Origin of the sequence: Vibrio sp. 1F263 (assembly GCF_041439035.1) — a bacterium.
Taxonomy (GTDB): Bacteria; Pseudomonadota; Gammaproteobacteria; order Enterobacterales; family Vibrionaceae; genus Vibrio; species Vibrio tasmaniensis_A.
Genome location: NZ_JBGONI010000010.1, coordinates 22,150 through 38,789, shown reverse-complemented (window position 1 = coordinate 38,789; position 16,640 = coordinate 22,150). Strand labels below are relative to the sequence as shown.

18 protein-coding genes are annotated in these 16,640 nt (G+C 44.3%); 8 read left to right on the top strand and 10 right to left on the bottom strand.

Annotation, left to right across the window (positions count from 1 at the left end; all coding sequences use genetic code 11):
- The 6 genes from tkt to ACED25_RS09205 form a co-directional block, all read right to left on the bottom strand.
- Positions 1–1,995, bottom strand: a complete 1,995-nt coding sequence (gene tkt, locus ACED25_RS09230; protein ID WP_371695141.1) for a transketolase — start codon at positions 1,993–1,995, stop codon at positions 1–3.
- Between the two features lie 10 nt (positions 1,996–2,005).
- Positions 2,006–2,959: a transaldolase gene (gene tal, locus ACED25_RS09225; RefSeq protein WP_012603029.1), complete on the bottom strand. Its 954-nt coding sequence runs from the start codon at positions 2,957–2,959 to the stop codon at positions 2,006–2,008.
- Positions 2,956–3,699 carry an HAD family hydrolase gene (locus ACED25_RS09220; protein WP_371695140.1) on the bottom strand — a complete coding sequence of 248 codons (744 nt, stop codon included), beginning with the start codon at positions 3,697–3,699 and terminating at the stop codon, positions 2,956–2,958. Before ACED25_RS09220 ends, tal begins: the two co-directional genes overlap by 4 nt.
- Before the next feature lie 53 nt (positions 3,700–3,752).
- The gene (locus ACED25_RS09215; protein ID WP_371695139.1) at positions 3,753–4,913 is read right to left on the bottom strand and encodes an iron-containing alcohol dehydrogenase; all 1,161 of its coding nucleotides are present in this window, start codon (positions 4,911–4,913) and stop codon (positions 3,753–3,755) included.
- A gap of 115 nt (positions 4,914–5,028) precedes the next feature.
- A complete protein-coding gene (locus ACED25_RS09210) occupies positions 5,029–5,760 on the bottom strand; it encodes a ribulose-phosphate 3-epimerase (RefSeq protein WP_012603032.1) in 732 nt (243 codons plus the stop codon).
- A 9-nt stretch (positions 5,761–5,769) separates the two neighbouring features.
- A complete protein-coding gene (locus ACED25_RS09205) occupies positions 5,770–6,612 on the bottom strand; it encodes a Cof-type HAD-IIB family hydrolase (RefSeq protein WP_371695138.1) in 843 nt (280 codons plus the stop codon).
- 211 nt (positions 6,613–6,823) lie between these two features.
- Between ACED25_RS09205 and ulaR the strand changes: the two genes are divergently transcribed.
- Both ulaR and ACED25_RS09195 read left to right on the top strand, forming a co-directional pair.
- Entirely contained in the window at positions 6,824–7,600 is a 777-nt protein-coding gene (ulaR, locus tag ACED25_RS09200; RefSeq protein WP_012603034.1) for an HTH-type transcriptional regulator UlaR, read from the top strand.
- 422 nt (positions 7,601–8,022) lie between these two features.
- On the top strand, positions 8,023–8,235 hold the full coding sequence (locus tag ACED25_RS09195) for a cold-shock protein (protein WP_004735656.1): 213 nt from the start codon (positions 8,023–8,025) through the stop codon (positions 8,233–8,235).
- 326 nt (positions 8,236–8,561) lie between these two features.
- Here ACED25_RS09195 and ACED25_RS09190 read toward each other — a convergent pair whose 3' ends face one another.
- Positions 8,562–9,428, bottom strand: a complete 867-nt coding sequence (locus tag ACED25_RS09190) for a YicC/YloC family endoribonuclease (protein ID WP_122046779.1) — start codon at positions 9,426–9,428, stop codon at positions 8,562–8,564.
- A 282-nt stretch (positions 9,429–9,710) separates the two neighbouring features.
- Between ACED25_RS09190 and rph the strand changes: the two genes are divergently transcribed.
- On the top strand, positions 9,711–10,427 hold the full coding sequence (gene rph / locus ACED25_RS09185) for a ribonuclease PH (RefSeq protein ID WP_019826449.1): 717 nt from the start codon (positions 9,711–9,713) through the stop codon (positions 10,425–10,427).
- 105 nt (positions 10,428–10,532) lie between these two features.
- On the top strand, positions 10,533–11,174 hold the full coding sequence (pyrE, locus tag ACED25_RS09180; RefSeq protein ID WP_004735727.1) for an orotate phosphoribosyltransferase: 642 nt from the start codon (positions 10,533–10,535) through the stop codon (positions 11,172–11,174).
- Between the two features lie 133 nt (positions 11,175–11,307).
- On the opposite strand, the gene lpxL is transcribed toward pyrE, so the two are convergent.
- From lpxL to coaBC, 3 genes are all read right to left on the bottom strand, one after another.
- The gene (gene lpxL / locus ACED25_RS09175; RefSeq protein ID WP_371695137.1) at positions 11,308–12,258 is read right to left on the bottom strand and encodes an LpxL/LpxP family Kdo(2)-lipid IV(A) lauroyl/palmitoleoyl acyltransferase; all 951 of its coding nucleotides are present in this window, start codon (positions 12,256–12,258) and stop codon (positions 11,308–11,310) included.
- 22 nt (positions 12,259–12,280) lie between these two features.
- The gene (slmA, locus tag ACED25_RS09170; RefSeq protein ID WP_017100198.1) at positions 12,281–12,871 is read right to left on the bottom strand and encodes a nucleoid occlusion factor SlmA; all 591 of its coding nucleotides are present in this window, start codon (positions 12,869–12,871) and stop codon (positions 12,281–12,283) included.
- A 138-nt stretch (positions 12,872–13,009) separates the two neighbouring features.
- A complete protein-coding gene (gene coaBC / locus ACED25_RS09165; protein WP_371695136.1) occupies positions 13,010–14,251 on the bottom strand; it encodes a bifunctional phosphopantothenoylcysteine decarboxylase/phosphopantothenate--cysteine ligase CoaBC in 1,242 nt (413 codons plus the stop codon).
- A gap of 223 nt (positions 14,252–14,474) precedes the next feature.
- On the opposite strand from coaBC, the gene radC reads away from it, so the two are divergent.
- From radC to ACED25_RS09145, 4 genes are all read left to right on the top strand, one after another.
- Positions 14,475–15,149 carry a DNA repair protein RadC gene (gene radC, locus ACED25_RS09160; protein ID WP_371695135.1) on the top strand — a complete coding sequence of 225 codons (675 nt, stop codon included), beginning with the start codon at positions 14,475–14,477 and terminating at the stop codon, positions 15,147–15,149.
- Positions 15,150–15,441: 292 nt separating this feature from the next.
- On the top strand, positions 15,442–15,678 hold the full coding sequence (gene rpmB / locus ACED25_RS09155; protein WP_004728407.1) for a 50S ribosomal protein L28: 237 nt from the start codon (positions 15,442–15,444) through the stop codon (positions 15,676–15,678).
- A gap of 13 nt (positions 15,679–15,691) precedes the next feature.
- Complete coding sequence (rpmG, locus tag ACED25_RS09150) at positions 15,692–15,859, top strand: 50S ribosomal protein L33 (RefSeq protein ID WP_002535344.1); 168 nt, start codon at positions 15,692–15,694, stop codon at positions 15,857–15,859.
- Positions 15,860–16,061: 202 nt separating this feature from the next.
- Positions 16,062–16,640, top strand: coding sequence for a hypothetical protein (locus ACED25_RS09145; protein ID WP_371695134.1), 579 nt, complete (start codon positions 16,062–16,064; stop codon positions 16,638–16,640).

Below are 16,640 nucleotides of genomic sequence, written 5' to 3'. Positions count from 1 at the left end.
TTACTTCTCCAGAACCGCTAGGGATTTTTCAACGATGTTTTCAACTGTAAATCCAAACATTTCGAAGAGTTGTTCTGCTGGTGCTGATTCACCAAAGCTTGTCATTCCCACAATATCGCCGTGTAGCCCGACATACTTGAACCAGTAGTCACGGATACCAGCTTCTATGGCAACTCGTGCTGTAACATGGCTTGGTAAAACCTGTTCCTTGTATTCCGCGCTTTGTGCATCAAAAATATCGGTGGCCGGCATTGAAACAACACGACAACGGACATGAGTTAGCTGTGCTTTTGCTTCCATGGCGAGTGCCACTTCAGATCCCGTAGCGATTAGAATCAGCTGTGGGTCACCGTCACAGTCAGAAAGGATGTATCCACCTTTCGCTACATTGGAAAGCGTGTCTTGATCACGCTCGAATTGAACAAGATTCTGGCGAGAGAAAATCAATGACGTTGGACCATCAAAACGTTCGATAGCAGACTTCCAAGCCACCGCGGTTTCTACTTGGTCGCAAGGACGCCAAGTGCTCATGTTTGGAGTAAGTCGAAGCGATGCGATTTGTTCAACCGGTTGGTGTGTCGGACCATCTTCCCCCAAACCGATAGAGTCATGGGTATAAACGAAGATACTGCGTTGCTTCATTAGTGCTGCCATACGAAGCGCGTTACGAGCGTACTCCATGAACATCAAGAACGTACCGCCGTATGGGATAAAGCCACCATGCAACGCCACGCCATTCATCATTGCAGACATCGCAAATTCACGAACGCCGTAACTCAAGTAGTTTCCTGACGCATCTTGAGCGGTAATTGCTTTTGAGCCTGACCAGTTAGTTAAGTTTGAAGGGGTTAAATCGGCTGAACCTCCCAAAAACTCAGGCAGTAATGGTCCGAATGCTTCTATAGTATTTTGTGATGCTTTGCGAGTCGCGATGGTTTGTGGATTCGCTTGCAAAGTCTGGATTAGATCTTGAGTGTGCTGATCCCAATTTTCAGGTAATAGGTTCTGGCTACGACGCAAAAACTCAGCGGCTAATTCTGGGTGCGCCTCTTGATAAGCATTGAAACGTGTTTGCCAGTCATCTTCATTGCTTTGTCCTTTATCTTTCCCATCCCATGCTTGGTATACATCTTGAGGAATTTCAAATTCAGGATGGTCCCAGCCGAGATTGAGTCGAACCAATGCGACTTCATCAGCACCTAACGGAGCACCATGACAGTCATGACTGGCTGACTTGTTTGGTGAGCCAAAACCAATCACGGTTTTGCAGCAAATTAAGGTTGGTTTATCTGTTACGGTTTTAGCTTCAGTAATTGCTTTGTGAATATCATCAGCGTTATGACCATCAACATCAGCAATAACATGCCAACCGTAGGCTTCAAAACGTTTTGGTGTGTCATCAGAGAACCACCCGTCGACTTCGCCATCAATCGAAATGCCATTGTCATCCCAAAAAGCGACCAGTTTCCCTAGTCCAAGCGTACCGGCAAGTGAACATGCTTCATGAGAAATACCTTCCATCATGCAGCCGTCACCCATGAACACGTAGGTGTGGTGATCAACAATATCGTGGTCTTCACGGTTGAACTGTTCACCCAAAACCTTTTCAGCCAAAGCCATGCCGACACCGTTGGTGATGCCTTGTCCTAATGGGCCGGTAGTGGTTTCAATACCTGGAGCGTAACCGTATTCAGGGTGACCTGCGGTTTTACTGTGTAATTGACGGAAAGATTTGATGTCATCCATTGATAGCTCGTAACCAGATAGGTGTAACAAGCTATAGATAAGCATTGAGCCATGGCCATTCGACAAGATAAAACGGTCGCGGTCGGCCCAGTTAGGGTTGCTCGGGTTGTGTTTTAGAAAATCACGCCATAGAACTTCAGCGATATCGGCCATGCCCATCGGTGCTCCGGGGTGGCCCGAGCCTGCTTTTTGTACAGCGTCCATGCTTAGAACGCGAATAGCGTCGGCTAATTTAGTTCGTGTAATCATTATGCTTCTCCTACAGGCGTGCTTCGATCATGGTTTCTAACTTGCCTTGATCGACGGCAAAGTTACGGATGCCTTCGGCGAGCTTTTCTGTTGCCATCGGGTCTTGGTTCATCTCCCAGCGGAACTGTGCTTCAGTCATAGCTGTTGGTGTATCTTTGATGGTGTCACGGTCGGCAAAGAGTAGGCGCTCAACAGAGCCTTCTTGTGCTGCAAGTTGGTCTAAAATTGCAGGGCCTATGGTCAAACGGTCACAGCCCGCTAATGCTAGGACTTCATCGGCATTGCGGAAGCTCGCGCCCATCACAACCGTGTTGTAGCCATGATCTTTGTAGTAGTTGTAAATTTCAGAGACTGAAACGACACCAGGATCTTCATGAGGAAGGTACTCTTTTTTATCGGTATTGGTTTTGTACCAATCTAGGATACGACCGACAAAAGGTGAGATTAAGAAAACACCGGCTTCTGCACAGGCTTTGGCTTGTGCAAAGTTGAACAGCAGCGTTAGGTTGCAGTTGATGCCTTCTTTCTCTAGCTCTTGAGCTGCTCGAATGCCTTCCCAAGTTGACGCTAACTTAATTAGGATTCGGTCGTTACTGATGCCAGCTTCGTTATACATGCCGATAAGCTTACGAGCTTTTGCCAAGCTTGCGACTCTGTCGAATGACATACGAGCGTCGACTTCTGTTGAGATGCGCCCCGGTACCGTTTTTAGAATTTCTAAACCAATGTTGACCGCCAGTTTGTCTCCAGCGTCGATCAACTGTTGTGATTTGTCGTTGCTTTGTGCTTTTGCCCAAGTGATCGCATCGGCGATTAAGTGATCGTATTGCGGCATTTCTGCGGCTTTTAGTACTAGAGATGGGTTAGTTGTGGCGTCTTCAGGTTGAAATGCAGCAATAGCATCAATATCACCTGTGTCGGCAACGACAGTGGTGTGCTTTTTCAGTTGTTCTAATTTATTCATCGTTCATTCTCGGTAAGTTGGTTTATCAATTGCAGTAGCGTTTGATCATTCATCGAACTCAGCACCACGTTGGCTAGCGAGACATCGAGGTGACGAGTGAGCAAATTGGTTACTGCAACTGTTGGTATTCCTGCCGATCGAGCCGCCATAATTCCAGGAGGGGAATCTTCGAAAGCGATGGCTTGATGGGCAGATACACCGAGTTGTTCTAATGCCGCTAAATACACATCGGGATGTGGTTTCCGTCTATCTGAGGCAATGTCTTCTGCTCCGATAAAACAGTCAAAATAGGGTGTAAGGTTCAAACGATTCAGAATTGGCATGTAATGATCAGCCTCTGAGCTGGTGGCCAGTGCAATGCTCAATGAGTGTGATTTAGCAAAGTCTAGATACTGACGGACACCTTCTCGTTCTGTTATTGAAGCAATTAATTGGTAGGCATGAGCGATCACTCGATCGCGAATTTGTGAATCGGACAGCTTTTGATTCGACGCTTTGTTGAATAGTTGATAAAGGTAGGTTGCTGGCGCTGAGCTCCCAACTAGGCCAGCAACCTGGAGTGGCGAAACTTCAACGCCGTATGGTTTTAACAAAGCTTCCCAGGCTTTGAACATACAGGTTTCGGTATCGACGAGAAGGCCATCGAAGTCAAAGATCAACGCTTTTAGGTTACTGGCAATGAATTCCTCTCTTTCCAATTTCAAAGCTGTATGACCTAAAGTGTTGTTCTTGCATTCCATGTTTCAATCTCCATTTTCTTTAATTATGACAAACGTGAATTTGTGACTGTCGCTTATTCAACCAAACTGGCCTGCAATACTTTTTTCATTTCTTCACCACTGGTTAGTGGTAGATCAAAGCAAAAAGCCGGCTCCAACTTTTGAACATCTTCTTTGGTGACACCTACTTGAGTTAAGTTCGATTCAAGACCGATACGTTCAAGGAATTTCACAAGAGCAGCCGCTAATGATTGAGCTTTTTCTTCGGTACTTCCCACAGCACCAAATAACTCAGCCACTTGAGCAAATCTCTCTGGTTGCTTGCGCCATTGAAGTTGTACATAAGCTGGATAAACCACTGCGAGTGTTAACCCATGTGGTAGGTTTGTTTTGCTACTACCTAAAATTTCGCCTAAAGGGTGTGGTGCCCCCGCACCGCCATTAGCTAGCGAGATCCCGCCAAGTGTGTCTGCTTTCGCGAGTTGGCAGCGGCCATGTAAATCTGCACCGTTGTCGACAACACTAGGTAGGTGATCAATGACAAGCTTCATTGCTTCTAACGCCATACCATCAACAAATGGAGATGGTCGAGTACCCGTAAATGATTCAAACGCATGTGAAAAAGCATCAAATCCGGTCATAGCTGTCATACGTGGAGGCAGTGTCAGCATGAGCTCTGGATCGATTAACGCTTCACAAGGGAAAAATTCAGGGTGAAACAGTGTTAGCTTTGCATGTTGTTCAAGGTCGGTAATCACTGCCGCTTGCGTCACTTGAGAGCCTGTTCCCGATGTTGTAGGTACAGCGATCAAAGGTACGACTTTCGCGGGTAGTGGGTTGACGTCCCCAAACGGTGAATCATAAGTGGCAAACCAATGGGCCCAATCTAGAGACTCTGCATTGATCGTTGCCGAAATGATTTTTGCTGTATCAATCGATGAACCACCACCAATGGCCAAAACCACATCACAGTTATTTCCGATGGCCACTTGGCGGCCAAGTTCAACGACGGTTGTAGGCGGATTCGGTACGACACCATCAAAATGAGTCACTTCAATTCCTTGCTCTGAAAGCAAAGTAAAAATGCGGTCATAGGCTGGCTTTACTGCATCAAAAATAGGTTCGGATACTACTAGGCAACGTGTGCCATATTGAGCGATAAGCTGACCTATTTTATGAATCTCACCCGCACCAAAGGTTAGCTTGGTCGGTTGATAGTGTTGAAACTGTGTCATGGTTTAATCCTTGGTAGTGGTGCCAAACCCGAGCATAGAGGGGGGTAGGTTTAGCACCGTTATTTCTAGATTGCTGTGGCGCATCGATTCGATAGAAACTGCGCTAGGCAATTACTTAAACGGTTTCGACTTCTTTTGTGTCTGCCGCTGCTTTATCTTCCAGTTGGTCGATTGCTGCGCGGAAGTCACGAACGCCTGCTGTGATGCCGTCTTTGTGGCCAAAGATATTTGTCGATGCAACCATCACATCAATATCTTCATTAAGCAGTTCTTCGATGTTGTGGTTACGGATACCGCCATCTACACATAGCTCACAGTTAGGGTTGCGTTCGTTGATGAGTTCACGTGCTTCGCGGATCATTGCAATCGCAGATTTGCGCCATAACCATTCATCATCGCCATCAGTAATACCGTGAATAACAATGTGTAAACGGTCTAGGTAGTAGATAGATTCTTTAACAAATGACACTGGCGTTAATGCACCAACGGTCAAACCAAATTTCATTCCGTGGTTTTGACAGTACTTAATGATGTAACACAGAGGAGCACCGATAAAATGCTCAGCTGGTAGAATTAGCATGTCTGCACCAGCAGCAGCGATTTTATCGATAAATAATTTGTCGCAATCTTTGAAGTAAGCGTGAACTTCAATTGGCTTTTCAGTGTAAGGACGAATGCCTTCAACAATTTGATGCCCCCCCATCAATTGCAGGTTTTTCAGGTCATGCATATCTGCTGCATCACAGTGGATGTAATCGGCACCAGCATCAGATACTTCTTTCACTACGTCTGCAATGTGGCCGTAATCTACGTGTGCTAATCCTGCGGCAATTTTTACTTTTTTCATGATTTATCCTTAGTAACTAAAAGTGTTTTGGCATGTGTGTTGGCCTTCTTGCACTATCAAGCGAAGGTACTGGCCAATTCCACAGCCGTTGTTATTGGTAACAATTAGATTAGCCATGCCTTTTAAAGCAGGGCTGGCATTAGCCATTGCGACAGGTTCTCCGACAAGTCGGAACATAGAGGCATCGTTGTCCCCATCCCCAAAAGCAATGGTGTTATGAGATGAAATTCTTTGGTCATTTAGCCACTGTTGAAGAGCGTGGCCTTTGGTGGCTGCTTTAGACGTAATGTCCAATTTATTCGGTGTTGATAAGTCAGCTTGGAAGTGCATTTTTAAGGAATCTCGTAACTGGTTTAGAGATTCTTTGTCTTGGCTAGACACTAATACTTTGTAGACATCGCCACTGCGAGCGATGAGTTCGGTCAGCGTTGGGATAATCTGCAGCTCCATTGCGGCATTAATAACCTCAGCCTTTTTTTCTAAACCCTTTGTATGAGTTGATTCTTTTTGAGCAAAGATGCCTTTACTTGAATAGATGGTGAAGGCGAAATGTCCATCATTCAGTAAGCTCAACAGACCCGTTAGTGATTCATGACTAATTATGTGCTGATGTTGAACACGTTGTGTTTTAGGGTCATAAATATAGGCACCATTGCAGCAGATGATTGGTAGCGACAATTGAAGCTGGTCAACATATGGCATCATCAGCTGGTGCGGTCTACCACTCGCCAAGCTCACCTGATATCCATTATTAACGGCAAGACAAATCGCTTGTTTGTTAGTCACGCAGATCTGCTCAGCATCACTTAACAGTGTTCCATCTAAATCAATCATTACTGCTTGGTATTTCATTTTACTCTCCAGTGACTTTTCATGACGCGAATTGACTATAAGTGGTCAAGCTCGGTCACGTAAAGTCATTTTTGATTTATTATGAACAAAATAATGGTTTAGATCACACATTTAGAGTCAAATTAATTCAAAAGAGTTCATTTTGAGAATCTAATTGCTCAAAAGTTCATAATGCGTCAAAATAATTCAAAAGAACTTAATGGTATGAACAATGAATGAAGCTCAGCGTCATAGAAGCTTGTTAGATCATCTAACGAGTCATACGTTTATAACGACAAATGACTATGTGAAGATGTTAGATATCTCTTTATCTACAGCTCGTCGGGACATTACAAAGTTGGCGGAAGAAGGGAGGCTGAAAAAAATCCGTAATGGGGCAGAGGTAATCAATTTTGACTCGTCCCTAGCCGCAACTCATGCACCAAGCAGCTTTATCCCCTGCGAAACAGATATAGAAAGCTATGTAGCGAAAAAGCGAATTGCTAAAGCTGCGGCAGATATGTGTGAAGAACACGACAGTATTATTGTGAGTGGTAGCAATACGACTTTTTTGATGGGAGAGCATTTAGCGCATCGTGATGTGCAAGTTGTGACGAATTTTATGCCATTGGCGTATCAGCTGATTAGTCAAGATCATCAAAGTATCATCATACTTGGTGGCCAATATCTACCCGAACGTCAGATCACTATTTCTCCAGATGAAGAAGCAGCAGATGACCATAAAAGTCGTTTTGTCTTCTTTACGGGTACGGGTGTTACGACAGCTGGTGTGCATACCTCTGATCTATTGGTCTATATGGCAGAGAAAAAGCTGCTGGAGTATGGTGATCGTATTGTGGCTCTGATAGATAGCAGCAAAGTAGGTAAGCATGGTGGGAAGTTACTCGCTACCGCTTCTCAGATTGACACATTGATTACAGATGACGGCGCTGACCCTAAGGTGCTTGATGCTTTACGAGAACTAGGTGTGAAGATACAGGTAGTTTAGTTACGTGGAGAGTGCTACCACGGCGCGTGTTTTTGCTTTTGTCGTACTCTTGATTCTAGTAGGACATTATTACTGGCCGTGTGTGTTGCCCGAACCAAACCGCGGAAGAGTAAATTTCTTCAGATCATAGCTTTGTAAATGAAGTTCAGTGATGTTGTGGGGCTGAATAGAAGTTAATTGAACAAAAAATAGTCATTTTATTCAAATAACGCTTTACAACCTGGTCAGGATCACCAAGAATGTGCTTGCTCTGTTTTCAGGGTTATTAAATGAAACATCCAGTTGTAAAGTAAAACCCTTAGTATTGCTTCATTGTTATTCTCAGTGTTTCCCTTGGCTTCATAGATACATTAAATAATTCAAGCTTTCAGCGCATCGCACTTTTGGCGATTAATTTTTTATTTTTATATAAGGGACACATCATGTCTAACAAAACAAACGGCGTAGTAAAATGGTTTAACGAAGAGAAAGGCTTCGGTTTCCTAACTCAAGACAACGGCGGCGCTGACGTATTCGTACACTTCCGTGCAATCGCTTCTGAAGGTTTCAAGACTCTTAAAGAAGGCCAACAAGTGTCTTTCGAAGTAGAGCAAGGCCAAAAAGGTCTTCAAGCTGCAAACGTTGTAGCTCTATAAGATTTTAAGTCGACGCAGGTTGCATTAGCAACTTGCGTCACTTTCTCTCTAAAACCAGTTTTCCCTCAGTTTTACAGTAACACTCTTCTCCACTTGCAATACCTCCTCTAAATATTAAAAACCCTTTTGCACACCTGCTCTGTTCTATCTATCGCTGTATCTATCTTTTGTGCTAAGTACATCTCCTGCGTGATAATCTGCTCACTTAGTCATCCTGATTGTCATTATTGTATCCATAAAAAAAGCCCCTAAAACTAGGAGCTTATCTTGATCTAATCAACACTGATTCAGCTAGTGGCTATCCACAGTGTGTTACTGACGAACTATTATTCAATGTTCTGGATCTGCTCACGCATCTGTTCGATAAGAACTTTAAGCTCAACGCCCGATGCTGTGATGTCTGTGCTGATAGACTTAGATGCTAGCGTGTTTGACTCACGGTTGAACTCTTGCATCATGAAGTCAAGCTTACGGCCACAAGCGCCACCTTTCTTCAGTACTACATTTGCTTCTTTCACATGAGAGTCTAAACGGTCTAGCTCTTCTGCTACGTCTGACTTCTGAGCCAGTAGGATAAGCTCTTGCTCAACGCGAGAACCTTCAAGTTCAATTTTCGCATCTTCAAACTTGGTAAGAAGACGCTCACGTTGCCACTCTAAGATCTCAGGCATGCGTGCACGAACTTTAACGACTTCTTCAGTGATTGCATCTAAACGTTGAACGATGAGCGCTTTCATGTTTTCGCCTTCACGAGCACGAGCGTCAATGAATTCTGCGATGGCATCGTTGAATGCTTCAAGTAGGTCTTTGTTGATGGCATCCATGTCTTGCTCTGGCGTTTCCATTACGCCAGGCCAGTTCATGATTTGGAATGGGTTCAAACGGCTGTCTTCACCTGTCATCGTCATTACTTGGTTAGCAGCATTGATTACTTGCTGAGCCAAACCTTCGTTAATGCTTAGCTCGCCTTTCGCTGCTGGGTTTGCTTCAAAACGTAGGTTACATTCAACCTTGCCGCGAGCTAGACGCTTACGGAAACGCTCGCGTAGGATTGGCTCTAAACCACGGAACTGTTCAGGCATACGGAAGTAAGTTTCTAGGTAGCGTTGGTTTACACTACGGATTTCCCATACTGCTGTACCCCAATTGCCTTTTACTTCTTTGCGCGCGTACGCGGTCATACTATAAATCATCGAATTTTCCTGTCTTTTATCATTCTGAAAATAACGCGCACGCATAGTATCACGATATGGTGTGCTCCCGAAGCTTGTCGATTTTCCGTTATAAATAGCCTTCACGGTAAGTATCTTTGAGTCGTAAGTCGCCTTAAGTAGTAGGCCACTTTGAATGGTAAATAGATTTGAAAGATAAACTGCTATATAATCTTGCCCCAATCAAAACTGTCTCACCCCTTTCTTAGGTGATGCACTCTTTCGATAGTAAATCACTTCAGACTGTTAATAAGGTAGATACCAATGCGTCCAAATGACCGCGCTGTAGATCAAATTCGTCCAATTAAAATTACTCGTAACTACACAGCTTATGCTGAAGGTTCTGTATTAGTTGAGTTCGGCAACACTAAAGTTCTATGTAATGCGACGGTAGAAGAAAACGTACCGCGTTGGTTGAAAGGCCAAGGAAAGGGTTGGGTAACGGCTGAATACGGCATGCTTCCACGTGCAACGCACACTCGTAACCGTCGTGAAGCGGCGAGCGGTAAGCAAGGTGGTCGTACGATGGAAATCCAACGTCTGATCGCTCGTAGCCTACGTGCTGTTGTTGACCTGAAAGTAATGGGTGAAATCATGATCACTGTCGATTGTGATGTTATCCAAGCAGACGGCGGTACTCGTACTGCTTCTATCTCAGGTGCAAGCGTTGCAATGGCTGATGCTATCAACAGCCTACTAGCAAGTGGCAAACTGAAGAAGAACCCAATGAAAGGCCACGTAGCGGCAGTTTCAGTGGGCATCGTTGGTGCACAAGCACTGTGTGACCTTGAGTACGTTGAAGACTCAGCAGCAGATACCGATATGAACGTTGTAATGACGGAAGACGGTAAGATGATTGAGATTCAAGGCACCGCAGAAGGCGAACCGTTCAGCCACGAAGAGCTGATGCAGCTTTTAGCCCTGGCAAATAAGGGCATTGCCGATATCGTCGAAGCGCAGAAGTCGGCGTTAGCAGAATAGTTTTTAGATAGCTCCTTTCACAGGAGCTATTTTTTTGTCTGTAAAACCCGAAAGGGTAGTGCAGAGCGTAAGTTAAGTTTTATTGAATAAACGTAGAGGAAGAACATGAAAGCATATCAACGTGAATTTATTGAATTTGCACTAGAGAAAGAAGTACTTAAGTTTGGTGAGTTTACTTTAAAGTCTGGCCGTAAGAGCCCTTACTTTTTCAATGCTGGATTGTTTAATACAGGTCGTGACCTAGCACGCTTAGGTCGCTTCTACGCAGCAGCATTAGCAGATTCAGGTATTGAGTTCGATGTACTATTTGGCCCTGCATACAAAGGTATCCCAATCGCAACAACAACAGCGGTTGCACTTGCTGATCACCACGATGTGGACACGCCTTACTGCTTCAACCGTAAAGAAGCAAAGAACCACGGTGAAGGTGGCAACCTAGTCGGTAGCGAACTTGAAGGTCGCATCATGTTAGTAGATGACGTGATCACTGCTGGTACTGCGATTCGTGAGTCGATGGAAATCATCCAAGCAAACGGCGCTGATTTAGCGGGTGTGCTTGTTGCTATCGACCGTCAAGAGAAGGGCAAAGGAGAGTTGTCTGCGATTCAAGAAGTTGAGCGTGACTTTGGTTGTGCGATTATCTCAATCGTTAGCCTGACTGACTTGGTTACTTTCCTTGAAGAGAAAGGCACCGACGCAGCACACCTAGAGTCAGTAAAAGCGTACCGAGCTCAATACGGAATCTAATTCGTAAACTGAAGAAGTTGAACCTAATAGTTTAGTGCCTTAGGTTTAGAGCTTAAAAAAGAAAAATGCCCGAGAGATGAAACTCTTTCGGGCATTTTTTTACTTAAATCTTATTGGACAGAACAAGGCTCGCTTACTTGTAACGAATGCCTTTTTCCGCTTCTGGATCTTCCATGGTTTTGAAGCGCTTGTGTAGCCACATCCATTGTTCTGGGGCTCTTAAGATAATCTTCTCAAGATAGCGGTTCATATACGCTGCTGCCGCTTTTTCATCTTTCTGCGGATAGTTATCTTCGATTGATTCGTCGGCCATGATTTCATATTTACCGTCGGCATTTCTAAAGCCAGACCCAATAACGACCGCGCATCGACTGGTGTAAGCCAAAATGCTGGTTCCAGTGGTGGTGCTTGCATCCTCTACTGCAAAGAAAGGTACGAATACAGATTTATTGCGACCGTAGTCATGATCAGGGAGATAGAATAGGCGATCTCCGTTACGCAGAACACGTATCATCTTTTTCACATCTTTACGATCAATAGTCAGATTGCCATTGTGGGTTCGGCCCCAAAACTGAATAAGGTTATATACAGCGTTGTTGTGTGGGCGATACACGCCATATCCATGTTGTCCGAGTACGGCAAAAGCGCGAGCGGTAATTTCAAGGTTGAGAGCGTGCACACAACAAAGTAGAACGCCTTTACCGTTTTTGCTATGCGATCTCATTACTGCAGTATCTTTATCAACCAGCAACATTTTAAATCGCCACGTAGGCCAAAACCAAGTAATGCCGGTTTCAATCAACGCTAATCCAGTATTTTTGAAGTTTTCTTTAACTAATTGATTTATTTCTTCTATGGGCTTTTCAGGAAAGGCTAGCTCCATATTACGAGTTGCAATATCAACCCGTTTTTTACCAAAACGCACGCCTAGTAAGCCAAGTTGCTGCCCCAAGGAGAGCAACACACGGTAAGGTAGCAGGTTAACAATTAGAGCCAACAACCCAAAGCCTAGCCATACGGGCCAGTATTTAGGGTGAAGCAGTAAGAGTGAAAATTCAGGCTTATCATATGTGGTTTTGTTCATATATTTGGCTTAATGCTGATTACTATTCGATTTGTGCACTCAGAAGTGCCCAATACTCTTCAAAGTTCGCTGTCGGTTGATATTTGAAGTCCGAGCGAACAAATCGATTTAAACTTCCTTCAACCTGACCTAACAATTGAGCCGCTAAGATTTTTTCATCAACCGGGAATGACTTCCCTTCGCGAAGCTTTCTTTCTCGTAGAATTTGACGAAGTTGCGTCTCAATACGTTCGAAAAGCTGATTGATGCGATCGCGCAGGCGTTCATTTTCAAACATTAGAGCATGACCAGACAAAATTCGAGTCAGGCCTGGGTTACGTTCTGAGAAAACCAAGATAAGTTGTAGCACTAGGCGTATGCGCTCTAGTGTGTCTTTCTCTTCATCTAGAATTCGGTTGATTCGAGACATCAACGCTTCTTCAATGAACTCGATCAAGCCTTCAAACATGCGAGCTTTGCTTGGGAAGTGGCGGTATAACGCAGCTTCAGAAACACCAACTTGCTTGGCCAACTTTACCGTTGTGATACGAGAAGCACCTTCGGTCGATTCCAACATTTGTGCTAGAGCTTGCAGGATTTCTTCACGACGGTTTGATTTTCGAGTACCGGCCATCTATTTACTTCCTTTCCTAAAGATGAGGATTGAGTGAAGCAGGATTATAAACACCATTCAATTCTGTTCCTAGTTTTGTAAGACCTAGGTCAACAGAATCGAGAGGTGTCAGCGTATTGTCAGGGTAAAATTGTGCGTTTATACGTCAATAAGCTGTTGGATCTGATTAAGGATCTGGAAACCAAGAAAGTCTTTGCTATCTAGAGGTAGAGATTTATCGCCACCTTTCCAATAAAGGTGCAACTCATTACTACTACTATTAAAGCCTTGGCCTTCGACAGAGACATCGTTAGCACAAATCATATCGAGGTTCTTTCTTTCCAATTTTCCGCGCGCATACTTCTCGACATCTTGAGTTTCTGCTGCGAAGCCGACAGTAAATGGACGATCTTCAGTCATTGAGGCAACGGAAGCCACAATGTCTGGGTTCTTAACCATTTGAATGGTCATGTCATCTTTACCATCGACTTTTTTAAGCTTCTGGTCTGCAATGGTCTCTGGGCGGTAATCGGCAACCGCAGCGCAGCTGATGAAAATATCATGCTGAGCAGCATTGGCACTCACGGCATCAAACATCTGTTGTGCGCTGTCTACATCAATGCGATTAACCTGATTTGGTGTCGCGAGTGATACAGGGCCACTAATTAGAGTTACCGTAGCACCTTGTTTCGCGGCCGCTTCAGCCAGTGCATAGCCCATCTTGCCCGAGCTATGATTGGTAATGTAACGAACTGGGTCGATCGCTTCGCGAGTTGGACCCGCAGTAATTAACACCGAACGGCCAGTCAGAGGTTTAGGTTGGAAGAAGTCTTCACAACGATGGACCAGTTGCATTGGCTCTAACATACGCCCCATACCAACATCGCCACAGGCCTGTTCACCAGCTGCCGGACCCCAGATTTCACATCCACGACGTTTTAGCGTTGCGATGTTCTCTTGAGTTGCAGGGTGGCTGTACATTTGTTGGTTCATTGCTGGGGATACCGCAACTGGCGCATCGGTTGCTAAAACCAAAGTGGTCAGTAGGTCGTTACCCATGCCTGCGGTCATACGCGCAATAAGGTCTGCGGTTGCGGGTGCTAATAAGACTAGGTCAGCCCATTTCGCCAGTTCGATGTGCCCCATGGAAGCTTCAGCAGCAGGATCAAGCAAACTATCAGATACTGGCCTTCCAGAGACAGCTTGCATGGTGAGAGGAGTAATGAACTCCTTAGCCGCATTAGTCATGACGACTTGTACCTGCGCACCACGTTCGATTAAGCGTCGAGTCAGTTCGGCACATTTATAAGCTGCGATACCACCACTAATGCCAAGTAGGATTTTTTTTCCAGCTAGGCCTTGTTGGTCAGCGTTATCCAGTTGATTAACCAATGTTTGCATGATTCTGTTCCTTAATTTCTCTGGGACTAACGATATCAGAACAAAGGATTAGTGCCTAGAAGCAGAATTGGAACAGGTTTGACACTCATCAAGTTGATGTTATCAAACTTATCAATTACACGGTTTTGCTAGGCATTAGTCTTCTTTATAAAGCTGTGGAAGCTCTCCGTAGACAAACGGATTAGGCTGATGGATCGTATTCATCACCCTAGATAGCCTTTATATGCCTATAAGTAAAATGCCTGTTGAGTCGATGCCAAGAGAAAAGTTACTGAGTAGAGGCCCCGACTCCTTAAGTGATGCAGAGTTGTTAGCTATATTTCTTCGAACGGGCACACAAGGAATGAACGTTTTAGAGCTATCAGACAAGTTGATCAAAGATTTTGGTTCACTTCGCTATCTTTTTTCTGCAACGGAGGCCGAATTTTGTGCCCATAAAGGGATGGGGCAGGCGAAATATGTCCAGTTGCAGGCTGTTTTGGAGATGACGCAACGTTATTTGGGCGAGACTTTATCTAGAGGGGATGCATTAACTAGCCCAAGTCACACCAAGTTGTATCTTTCGAGTATATTGCGTGATCGCCAGCGAGAAGCCTTCTATATATTGTTCCTAGATAACCAAAACAGAGTAATAAAAGATGAAGTTATGTTTGAAGGAACCATCGATGCAGCATCTGTTTACCCTAGAGAAGTGGTTAAACGGGCACTTCATCATAATGCAGCAGCATTAATCCTAGCGCACAACCATCCTTCCGGTGTCGCAGAGCCAAGCCAAGCAGATAGGCGAATTACACGTAGATTAACCGACGCATTGGCACTAGTGGACATCCGAATTCTCGACCATTTTGTCGTTGGAGATGGCGAAGTTATCTCTTTTGCAGAGCGCGGATGGATTTGAATCACATTTTAGGTTGTTAGTTGCGTTAAATCTGCTATCATTCCGCCCACATTTTAGAACCTTAAATCAGCTCTGATTACTCAAATAGCTGCCCTGTTCAAAAAAAGATCACGAAATCCTTAAAAAGGATCTGTTCGGGTCTTGAGCAATGCATGTCAAGTTAGTATAATACGCGACCTTTGATAGCCTTGAATGGATTTTCCATTATGGTTTTTACCTCTATTTTCAGAATTGATAGAGAGGTTCGGCCACCAAGGTTGATATCGAGCTGAAACGATTTGGAGAGACATTCATGTCCCGAGTATGTCAAGTAACTGGTAAGCGTCCAGTAACGGGTAACAACCGTTCACACGCACGCAATGCTACCAAGCGTCGTTTTCTGCCGAACCTACAAACTCACCGTTTCTGGGTAGAGAGCGAAAAACGTTTTGTTAAACTACGTCTAACTGCTAAAGGCATGCGTATTATTGATAAGAAAGGCATCGATGCTGTTCTTGTTGATATCCGTGCACGTGGCGAAAACGTTTAAGAGGAATTAAGCAATGGCTAAAGGCATTCGTGAGAAAATCCGTCTAGTATCTTCTGCTGGAACTGGTCACTTCTACACAACTGACAAGAACAAGCGTAACATGCCAGGCAAATTTGAGATCAAAAAGTTTGATCCAGTAGTTCGCCAGCACGTTATGTACAAAGAAGCTAAAATCAAGTAATTGATAGCCCCTTTGTCTCTTCTTTTATAGAAGAATAAATTAAAAACCCAGCTTATAGCTGGGTTTTTTATATCTAAAATTTGAGTAACTCAATTATTCTTGTTTGATATAGCGTCTGATAGATAGAAAACCGTACAACATAGAAAGTTTTGCCACTTTCACGATATACTGATTACTCAATAGGTTAGATGAGCAGAATCAGATGAGATATCGTGGACGCCGGTGGAACAACATACTCATGTTCAGTGTGATCGCTTTTATTGGCGTGTTAAACCTTCCAACTTTGATCAAAGCGTACCTTATCGAGCCTGAGCCGCAGGTTGATAGCCCTTATCCTTATCTCCTGAATCCAGTAGCAGAGCTCCAGGCATTGCACTTTGCCAAGTGGTCAGTTGTATTAGAAGACGATCATTGGGCTTATCAATTTAAAGACACAGTGCTTCCTCAAACTACCAGTGCACAAGAGCTGTCACAGAGGTGGCAGGAACTTGTGGGCACTGAAGTTGACTCTCAAACCTATACCGACCTCTCACCACAATTGAATACCCCGCACACCATTGAAGTGTGGTATCAAGATCAAGAAGAGCCCCAGCGTATTACCTATTATCAATTGCCGGAGTTCTGGTTGTTAAAAAACTGGAATGATCAGTGGTTGGCGGTGTCTATTGAAGAGAGCTACCTGTTTCCAAGTTTTAGCTCAGAAGATTCATTTAAGTCAGACCATCTTTTTAAAGCAGACAAGCTATCTATATCAGACAAACCACCTAAATCGGACGACTAA

Excerpts from the sequence above, each read along its gene's own strand:
- tkt (WP_371695141.1), bottom strand. The coding sequence starts at position 1,995 with ATGATTACACGAACTAAATTAGCCGACGCTATTCGCGTTCTAAGCATG.
- tal (WP_012603029.1), bottom strand. The coding sequence starts at position 2,959 with ATGAATAAATTAGAACAACTGAAAAAGCACACCACTGTCGTTGCCGAC.
- ACED25_RS09220 (WP_371695140.1), bottom strand. The coding sequence starts at position 3,699 with ATGGAATGCAAGAACAACACTTTAGGTCATACAGCTTTGAAATTGGAA.
- ACED25_RS09215 (WP_371695139.1), bottom strand. The coding sequence starts at position 4,913 with ATGACACAGTTTCAACACTATCAACCGACCAAGCTAACCTTTGGTGCG.
- ACED25_RS09210 (WP_012603032.1), bottom strand. The coding sequence starts at position 5,760 with ATGAAAAAAGTAAAAATTGCCGCAGGATTAGCACACGTAGATTACGGC.
- ACED25_RS09205 (WP_371695138.1), bottom strand. The coding sequence starts at position 6,612 with ATGAAATACCAAGCAGTAATGATTGATTTAGATGGAACACTGTTAAGT.
- ulaR (WP_012603034.1), top strand. The coding sequence starts at position 6,824 with ATGAATGAAGCTCAGCGTCATAGAAGCTTGTTAGATCATCTAACGAGT.
- ACED25_RS09195 (WP_004735656.1), top strand. The coding sequence starts at position 8,023 with ATGTCTAACAAAACAAACGGCGTAGTAAAATGGTTTAACGAAGAGAAA.
- ACED25_RS09190 (WP_122046779.1), bottom strand. The coding sequence starts at position 9,428 with ATGATTTATAGTATGACCGCGTACGCGCGCAAAGAAGTAAAAGGCAAT.
- rph (WP_019826449.1), top strand. The coding sequence starts at position 9,711 with ATGCGTCCAAATGACCGCGCTGTAGATCAAATTCGTCCAATTAAAATT.
- pyrE (WP_004735727.1), top strand. The coding sequence starts at position 10,533 with ATGAAAGCATATCAACGTGAATTTATTGAATTTGCACTAGAGAAAGAA.
- lpxL (WP_371695137.1), bottom strand. The coding sequence starts at position 12,258 with ATGAACAAAACCACATATGATAAGCCTGAATTTTCACTCTTACTGCTT.
- slmA (WP_017100198.1), bottom strand. The coding sequence starts at position 12,871 with ATGGCCGGTACTCGAAAATCAAACCGTCGTGAAGAAATCCTGCAAGCT.
- coaBC (WP_371695136.1), bottom strand. The coding sequence starts at position 14,251 with ATGCAAACATTGGTTAATCAACTGGATAACGCTGACCAACAAGGCCTA.
- radC (WP_371695135.1), top strand. The coding sequence starts at position 14,475 with ATGCCTATAAGTAAAATGCCTGTTGAGTCGATGCCAAGAGAAAAGTTA.
- rpmB (WP_004728407.1), top strand. The coding sequence starts at position 15,442 with ATGTCCCGAGTATGTCAAGTAACTGGTAAGCGTCCAGTAACGGGTAAC.
- rpmG (WP_002535344.1), top strand. The coding sequence starts at position 15,692 with ATGGCTAAAGGCATTCGTGAGAAAATCCGTCTAGTATCTTCTGCTGGA.
- ACED25_RS09145 (WP_371695134.1), top strand. The coding sequence starts at position 16,062 with ATGAGATATCGTGGACGCCGGTGGAACAACATACTCATGTTCAGTGTG.